The organism is Streptomyces sp. SID5910 (assembly GCF_009862125.1).
Classification (GTDB): Bacteria; Actinomycetota; Actinomycetes; order Streptomycetales; family Streptomycetaceae; genus Streptomyces.
In genome coordinates this window covers 21751-29080 of sequence record NZ_WWHX01000193.1, presented here as the reverse complement: position 1 = coordinate 29080, position 7330 = coordinate 21751, and the positions used below count along the sequence as shown (strand labels likewise).

General features: G+C 71.2%; 8 protein-coding genes and 2 pseudogenes. 3 read left to right on the top strand and 7 right to left on the bottom strand.

The genetic code is table 11. From position 1 onward, the window contains the following. Nucleotides 1-122 precede the first annotated feature (122 nt). The 6 genes from GTW67_RS06765 to GTW67_RS06740 form a co-directional block, all read right to left on the bottom strand. Entirely contained in the window at nucleotides 123-1334 is a 1212-nt protein-coding gene (locus GTW67_RS06765; protein WP_161163886.1) for a cation:proton antiporter, read from the bottom strand. 135 nt (nucleotides 1335-1469) lie between these two features. Further along, nucleotides 1470-1976 carry a DUF4396 domain-containing protein gene (locus GTW67_RS06760; RefSeq protein ID WP_161163885.1) on the bottom strand — a complete coding sequence of 169 codons (507 nt, stop codon included), beginning with the start codon at nucleotides 1974-1976 and terminating at the stop codon, nucleotides 1470-1472. Between the two features lie 151 nt (nucleotides 1977-2127). Beyond that, entirely contained in the window at nucleotides 2128-2751 is a 624-nt protein-coding gene (locus GTW67_RS06755; RefSeq protein ID WP_161163884.1) for a DUF305 domain-containing protein, read from the bottom strand. A gap of 121 nt (nucleotides 2752-2872) precedes the next feature. Next, nucleotides 2873-3199 carry a DUF6153 family protein gene (locus tag GTW67_RS06750; protein ID WP_202436899.1) on the bottom strand — a complete coding sequence of 109 codons (327 nt, stop codon included), beginning with the start codon at nucleotides 3197-3199 and terminating at the stop codon, nucleotides 2873-2875. Between the two features lie 136 nt (nucleotides 3200-3335). Next, nucleotides 3336-3833, bottom strand: a complete 498-nt coding sequence (locus tag GTW67_RS06745) for a suppressor of fused domain protein (protein WP_346010580.1) — start codon at nucleotides 3831-3833, stop codon at nucleotides 3336-3338. Between the two features lie 134 nt (nucleotides 3834-3967). Then, the gene (locus GTW67_RS06740; protein ID WP_237518710.1) at nucleotides 3968-4525 is read right to left on the bottom strand and encodes an HAD-IA family hydrolase; all 558 of its coding nucleotides are present in this window, start codon (nucleotides 4523-4525) and stop codon (nucleotides 3968-3970) included. Here GTW67_RS06740 and GTW67_RS37505 point away from each other — a divergent pair. Together GTW67_RS37505 and GTW67_RS06735 are read left to right on the top strand one after the other, a co-directional pair. Then, nucleotides 4475-4697, top strand: a pseudogene (locus GTW67_RS37505) (helix-turn-helix domain-containing protein); the annotation flags it as partial. The gene GTW67_RS06740 and the pseudogene GTW67_RS37505 sit on opposite strands and share 51 nt — an antisense overlap. 77 nt (nucleotides 4698-4774) lie before the next feature. Continuing rightward, a pseudogene (locus tag GTW67_RS06735) lies at nucleotides 4775-4963 on the top strand (flavoprotein); the annotation flags it as partial. Nucleotides 4964-5042: 79 nt separating this feature from the next. Here the strand turns inward: GTW67_RS06735 and GTW67_RS06730 are convergent. Next, nucleotides 5043-5480, bottom strand: coding sequence for a hypothetical protein (locus GTW67_RS06730; RefSeq protein WP_003974483.1), 438 nt, complete (start codon nucleotides 5478-5480; stop codon nucleotides 5043-5045). A 511-nt stretch (nucleotides 5481-5991) separates the two neighbouring features. Between GTW67_RS06730 and hemL the strand changes: the two genes are divergently transcribed. Continuing rightward, nucleotides 5992-7308, top strand: coding sequence for a glutamate-1-semialdehyde 2,1-aminomutase (gene hemL / locus GTW67_RS06720; protein ID WP_161163878.1), 1317 nt, complete (start codon nucleotides 5992-5994; stop codon nucleotides 7306-7308). Nucleotides 7309-7330: the final 22 nt, after the last annotated feature.

Sequence of the window (7330 nt, the reverse complement as noted above, 5' to 3'; positions counted from 1 at the left end):
CCGGATCGGCGCGGTCGAGTCGGCGATCGACCGCGCCGCGCGGCCGGGAGGCCGGCCGTCAGGCGTGCACGCCCGGCACCAGGAGACGCCGGAGGCGTGACGGCCGTGCCCCCGGGCCCCGCTCACCATGCCTCGGCGTCCTCCGCCGCGTCCGCGGGCCCCGCCTTCTCAGTCGTCGACCGCAGGCGCGTCGCGATCAGCGGCAGGACGAGTACGGAGATCATCGCGGCGCCGACCAGGGACGCCGCCTCGTCCGAGCCGAGGAGCTTCTGGTCGACGCCGATGGTCGTGATCGCGACGACCAGGGGCAGGCACGTCGAGGCGAAGAGGGCGAGGGCCCTGCGGTCGGTGGGGTCCAGGTCCCGGGGTGCCAGCAGGTACACCGGGACACCGCGCACCAGCAGGACCAGCAGCAGGAAGACCGGCACGAGGAGCAGGGCGCCCGCGTCGTGGATCAGCGCGTCCAGGTCGAACTCGATGCCGGTGACCACGTAGAACAGCGGCACGAGGAAGCCGAAGCCCATCGCCTCCACCTTGCCGAGGACCTCCTCGCTGCTCGCGGGCGCGGCCCGGTGCAGTACGAGGCGGGTGAGGACGCCGGCCGCGAAGGCGCCCAGCAGCACGTCGAGGCCGAACACCTCGGCGAGGCCCAGCATGCAGGCGAGCAGCAGCATCACGAACCGCACGGCGAACTGGCCGCTGCTGTGCAGGGTCCGCTCGGTCAGCCGGGCGAACCAGGGCGGGCGGGGCCGCAGCGCCCAGAACACGGCGCCGGCCGTGATCACCCCGAACCCCGCCAGCAGCGCCGCCGACTCGGCTGGCCGGCGCCCGCTGAGCAGCAGCGCGACGGCGACGACGGGGCCGAACTCGCCGACCGCTCCGAACGCCGACATCACCGTGCCGAACCGCCCTCGCAGTTCTCCGCTGTCGCGCAGCATCGGCAGCACCGTGCCGAGCGCCGTGCTGGTCAGGGCGGTGCCGATGACGAACGCCTCGAAGGTGTCGCCGCCGCTGATCAGGAAGGCCAGCCCGATGCCGGCGGCGAGGGAGACCAGCCAGGCCCACAGTGACCGGCGGAGCGTGTCGCCGCGCACCGCCGCGAACTCGATCTCGTAGCCGGCCAGGAAGATCAGCATCGACAGGCCGAGGTCGGCGAGCGTGTCGACGACCTCGTCCGGGTGGGCCCAGCCGAGCACGTCCGGGCCGATGACGATGCCGAGGGCGATCTCGAAGATGACCAGCGGGACGCGGACCCGGCGCCCGGTCGCGTGGACGAGCAGCGGCGCCAGGACGGCGGCGGCCATGATCAGGACGAGGGTGCCCGGGTGGGTCATGGTGGGCGTCCCCCCTCGCGGACGGCAGGCGGCCACGGGCGCGACGGCGCACACGCCCGCTGCCACCCTCACCCGCCCGGCGGGCCCGTACCACCGGGCTTACGCCGTCGGAAGGACCCGCCCGCGGGAGGCGGGTCAGTGGTAGGCGTGGACGACGGCGTGCCCCTTGCCACGGCCGATCATCCACTTGTTGACGGGCGTGGTGAGCACGAAGGCGATGGCGAGCCCGCCGAGCAGCGTGTACCAGAACAGCCCGTCGGAGAGGTGGGCGTCCATCGCGCCCGGCACGAGGGCGATTATCCCGTTGTCGACCAGTTCCATCACGGCGATGGAGACGGTGTCGGCGGCGAGCGCGACCTTGATCGCGGCCCTGAGATCCAGCCCGGCCCGGCGCACGGCGAAGAGCGTGAACGAGTAGCCGAAGAGGAACGCGAGCGCGATGGCGAGGACCATGGTCGGGACGTTGCCCCAGGCCAGGGCGGTGCCGACGACCATCCCGAGGATCTCGCCGATGGCGCACCCGGTGAGGCAGTGGAGGGTGGCCTTGGCGGCCATGGCCCAGGAGGCGGGGCCGTGGCCGTGGTCGCCGTGACCGTGCTCGCTGTGGTCGACGTGGTGATGGTGATGGGTGCTGTGGTCCATGCCTTCGTCCCCCTCGACGTCCCGCGGGCCTCTGCCGACCCGCCCTCACGACTGGGAATCATATACCCCCAGGGGGTATAAAGCCAACGGTCTTGTACGACGGGGCGGGCCCCGCGGAGCCCGCCCCGTCAGCACCCGGGGGTGACGCTGATCAGTCCTTGCCGAGCAACGTGTTCATGCGCTGGATCTCGGCACTCTGCGAGGTGATGATCTGCGCGGCCATCTTGGTGGCGGGCGGGTAGGCGCCGTCGGCCTGCTCGGTCCTGGCCATCTCGACGGCGCCTTCGTGATGCTTGATCATCAGCTCCAGGAAGGCGGTGTCGAACGCGGCGCCCGAGGAGCCCTGGAGCGCGGCCATGTCCTCGGCGGACATCATGCCGCCCGTGCCGTGCATGGAGTGGTCCATGGCGCCCTCGGCGGGCACGTCCTCGCCCCAGGAGGTGAGCCAGCCGGACAGGGCCTGGATCTCCGGGTCCTGGGCCTTCTTGATCTCGACGGCGAGCTGCTTCACGTCGGCGGACCGCGCCCGGGTGGGCGCGAGGTCGGCCATCTCTACGGCCTGGCGGTGGTGGGGGATCATCCCCTTCGCGAAGACGACGTCGGCGGCGTTGTGCCGCCCCTGCGAGGCGGTGGGGGAGGCGGCGTTGTGACCGCCGTGCCCGGTCGCCGGACTGTCGCCGTCACCGCCACAGGCGGCGAGGACGAGGGCGGCGGCCCCGGCGATGACGACGGCGGCACTGCGACGGAGACCGACGAGAGAACGCTTGCGGTGCATGGTGGTACGACTCCTTCCCGCGGGCCGTCGCGCGGCGCGCGGTGGAACGGATGAAGGGCATGCGAAAGCACGGCACCCGCCACCGGGAACTGCTGGGGCGCGGGGTGCCGAGCGGGCCGCTCTATATCCGCAGGAGCTGAAGCTCGGAGAGATCGGGCGGCGCACGCCCGTCATGGGAGGCCCCCGACAGCGCTGCGCCCGGCGCGGGAACGGGGCGCGCGTCCAGCAGGGCACCGGTGAGCGCCGGCGGCGCGTACGCGGAACCGATCCCGGCGGCGGAACACGTCCCGTCGGCATGATCGAGGTGACTGGCCCCACCGCCGGTGTGCGCACAGGCCCCACCGGCATGCGCCGCGGCGGTCATCACATGCCCGCCACTGGGGTGCGCCGCAGGCATCCCCCCGGGCGCCAGCCCGTGCATCCCGAGCACCCCGGCCAGCACAGCCATCACGAGCACCACGAACAACCGCCCGACGGGGCGGTCACTCGCTCGCAGGCTCCTGATCACGCGCCCATGCTACGGAGGACCCAGGGCAATGGCATGCCGACCCGGTGGCCACTGGGCACCGTCGAGAGCGAAATCGTCAGGCGACCGACGCCCGGAAAGGGTCGATCGGGTTGATCCCCACCTCGTCGAAGAGCTGCTCCAACGCCTCGTGTCCGTGGCGCCTGCGGTACTCGATCTCGGCGGTTGTCACGGGCAGGGCCCACAGGATGCGGGCCTGACCCCCGGGAACGGGACAGTGCTCCAGGTCGGGTCCGTGGAGATAGGGCAGGCTGATCAACAGGTGATCGCAGGCCGAACCCGGCACCCACGACTCACCGATCGGCATGCTGTGCTCCAGGTCGAGCTGGTGTCCTCCGCAGTGGTAGTAGCCGATCATCGCCATGAGATCGATGAACCGCTGGTCTCGGACGTGGGAGGTCATCACGAACTCAAGCCCATGACCACGCTTCTCCATCGCGGCCCAACACCCGGCGGTCACATAGGCCCAGCCATCGCTGCGGGGGCCGGGACCGACAACGAGCACGTGCAGATCAGACACCACCGCTCGCCGTTCCGGCCCGATGTCGTAGTCCACGACATCCACATGGTGCCCTTCGAAGAACGCCCGGACATGTGACTCCACGGCCTCCGCAGCCGACACCCTCGCATCACTCACCGCGAGATCGTCCCAGACTGAAATCGATCACCGCCCTTACGGGAGGCCGGTGATCAGCCGATCGGCAGGCGCTGGACGGAAAGTGCAGTGCTCACTCCGAGCAATGTCTCAAGCTCGGCCACCGTGGCGGCCTCCTCTGTCGCAAGCACGGTGGTGATGCCCAGGGCCTCGGCGGGGGGCAGGTTCCTCGGGTGGTCGTCGACGAACACGCATGCCTCGGCAGGAAGCCCGAGGCGTTCCAACGTCAGCTCGTAGATGGCAGGGTCGGGTTTCGCCATGTGGACCTGCTCCGAGATGACGTGAACATCGAACAGGTCCCAAATGGCGGCCTGCGCGTACGGGTTGAACGGATCGATGCCGAAGCTGTTGGACAAGAGCGTAAGACGGTAGCCCGCGCCCTTGGCGGCCCGCGCGAGTGCGGCCATGCGGCGAGCGGGCGGCACCGCGGCCCAGGCCCGCCCCATCAGGTTGTCCGGGACGACATGCGCACCGAGAAGAGCAGCAGTGCGCGTGTTCCACTCCGCCTGGTCGATCTCCCCGACTTCCAGCGCCGCGTACAGCCGCCGGCCTGGGCCGCCCTCTGGGTGGAGGCCGCCCGCGCCTACAGTCAGCAGGGCTGACTCGCCGACGGCTACCAGGCCCCGCATCGCCGAGAGCTGCGCGGCACAGGACGTCCGCCGTCCCGCCGTACGCGAACTGGTCGCCGACATGGCAGCCCGCGACCGTCGCCGGGCACTGCCCGAGCTCCACCACTTCAGCCGCCAACTGGGAGCGCCCGGGTGAGTGCCCAGCACGACAAGCCGTTCCTCCAGATCGTGGTCTGCGCCGCCGGGGTCGCCTCCGGCGTCGTCGCCACTTCGCTGTCGTACCTGAACTCCGCCCAGGCCGCCCATCCGGCGTACCGCCGGAGTCTGGAAGGGTTGCGCGAGATGGGTGTGCTGGTCGGTTCCTACGAGCCTCACCGGCCGAAGGCCGGCGGTGGGGCCGATCGTTACCGTTGGGAGGACGTGCTGGAGCTGCTTGCTCCCGGGATGCCCGTACGGCCGTGATCGGCGCAGCCTGACCGGTCCGCGCCGGCGTGGAGGAGCGGGGTCCGAAAACCCCGCCCGTCAGTCAAGAAACCCCAGCTCAGGGCCACACCAAGCAATACGGCTGATGCCCCGCCTCATGCAGCCGGTGTGAGAAGTCCTGCCACTCGTGCAGCAGCTGGTAGACGTTGAACGCGTCCCGTGGGCCGCCGCGGTCCGGGACCGTGGACCAGATGAAGGCCGCCGCGCCGACCGCCTCCTCGCCGATGCCGCGCAGGGGGTCGACGACCGTCATCGGGAGCTTCACGACCGCGTAGTCGGGGTGCAGGACGACCAGTTCCAGCGGGGGCACCTTGTGCAGGGGGACGCCCTCGATGCCGGTGAGGACCATCGCGGCCATCGTCTCCGGCTTGATCTTGGTGAACATGCCGTTCATCCCGAGCTCGTCGCCGCCCAGTTCCTCGGGGCGCATCGAGATCGGGACACGGGCCGCGGTCGCGCCGTCGGGCGCGCCGAAGTACTTGTAGGTCACCCCCACCCGACCACCATTCCCGCTCCCCGCCCCCAGTCGGCCGGCCCGTCTGTCGGTCCGGTCGGGCTCATTCGGCGCACCGTGTGCCTGACGTGTCTCGCGTGCTTCGGCCGTGGCCTCCGCGTCGCGTCGGTGCCTTCCCCGCCGGGCACGTCGAGGACCCAGGTCGTCGGTCCCCTCGCCCAGTCCGCCACCGCGATGCATATCTCCACCCGACTGCTTTTCTAGGACGCGTGACCCCCGCCGCGCAACCCGATCATCGTGTCAGTGACCTCCCCCACGGCCGCCCGCCGAAACGTGCGGTGAACATCCGGCCGTCACACGGCCGTCATATGCCCGCGGGAGCCGGCGGCCCCGGTCCGCGCCCGCATGAGCTGCGTGGACGGGCTCCAGTCTGGCAGACGGCACGCCGTTCGGGCGGGTTGTCTACCCTGAACGTGGTCACCCTGGGCAACCAGAGCCGGAGCAGGGTCCGAGAAGTCGGAGAAGGTCGAGAAGGTCGGAGACGTCGCAGGTCATGAGCGAACTGGCATATCCATACGAAGCACCGGCCTCGCAGGCTCTGTTCGACCGTGCGGCGGCCGTCACGCCGGGCGGGGTGAACTCGCCGGTGCGGGCGTTCCGCGCCGTCGGCGGCACGCCCCGGTTCATGGTGTCCGGCACCGGGCCGTATCTGACGGACGCGGACGGGCGGGAGTACGTCGACCTCGTCTGCTCCTGGGGTCCGATGATCCTCGGGCACGCGCACCCCGAGGTGATCGCCGCCGTGCAGGAGGCGGTCGCGCGCGGGACGTCGTTCGGGACGCCCGCCGAGGGTGAGGTCGCCCTCGCGGAGGCGATGGTCGAGCGGGTCGCGCCGCTGGAGCAGGTGCGGCTGGTGTCCAGCGGCACCGAGGCGACGATGTCGGCGATCCGGCTCGCCCGCGGGTTCACGCAGCGCACCAAGGTGATCAAGTTCGCCGGGTGCTACCACGGTCACGTGGACTCGCTGCTCGCCGCCGCCGGGTCCGGTCTCGCCACGTTCGCGCTGCCCGACACGCCCGGCGTCACCGGTGCCCAGGCGAGCGACACGATCGTCCTGCCGTACAACGACCTGGACGCCGTGCACGCCGCCTTCGCCGCCCACCCCGGCGAGATCGCCTGCGTGATCACCGAGGCGTCGCCGGGCAACATGGGCGTCGTGCCGCCGCTGCCCGGGTTCAACCAGGGGCTCAAGGACGCGTGCGCCGCGAACGGTGCGCTGTTCGTCTCCGACGAGGTCATGACCGGGTTCCGGACGAGTCGCGCCGGGTGGTTCGGGGTGGAGGGTGTCGTTCCCGACCTGATGACCTTCGGCAAGGTCATGGGCGGTGGGTTCCCCGCCGCCGCGTTCGGCGGGCGCGCCGACGTCATGGCGCACCTCGCCCCCGCGGGGCCCGTCTACCAGGCCGGCACCCTCTCCGGGAACCCGGTCGCCACCGCCGCCGGGCTCGCCCAGCTGCGGCTCCTCGACGACGCCGCGTACACCAAGGTCGACGCGGTGTCCGAGCAGATCCAGGGGCTCGTCACCGAGGCGCTGAGCAAGGAGGGCGTCGCGCACACCCTCCAGACCGCCTCCAACATGTTCTCCGTGTTCTTCACCGACCGCCCGGTCACCAACTACGACGAGGCCAGGGCGCAGGAGTCCTTCCGCTTCACCGCGTTCTTCCACTCGCTGCTCGCGAACGGCGTCTATCTGCCGCCGTCCTCCTTCGAGTCCTGGTTCGTGTCCACCGCCCACGACGAGCGGGCCGTCCAGCGCATCGCCGACGCCCTTCCGGCGGCGGCCCGCGCGGCTGCGGAGGCGACCGCGTGAGCGCCGGGGAGAAGAAGGACGA

Coding starts and splice junctions, on each gene's coding strand:
- GTW67_RS06765 (WP_161163886.1), bottom strand. CDS start 1,334: ATGACCCACCCGGGCACCCTCGTCCTGATCATGGCCGCCGCCGTCCTG.
- GTW67_RS06760 (WP_161163885.1), bottom strand. CDS start 1,976: ATGGACCACAGCACCCATCACCATCACCACGTCGACCACAGCGAGCAC.
- GTW67_RS06755 (WP_161163884.1), bottom strand. CDS start 2,751: ATGCACCGCAAGCGTTCTCTCGTCGGTCTCCGTCGCAGTGCCGCCGTC.
- hemL (WP_161163878.1), top strand. CDS start 5,992: ATGAGCGAACTGGCATATCCATACGAAGCACCGGCCTCGCAGGCTCTG.
- GTW67_RS06750 (WP_202436899.1), bottom strand. CDS start 3,199: ATGGCTGTGCTGGCCGGGGTGCTCGGGATGCACGGGCTGGCGCCCGGG.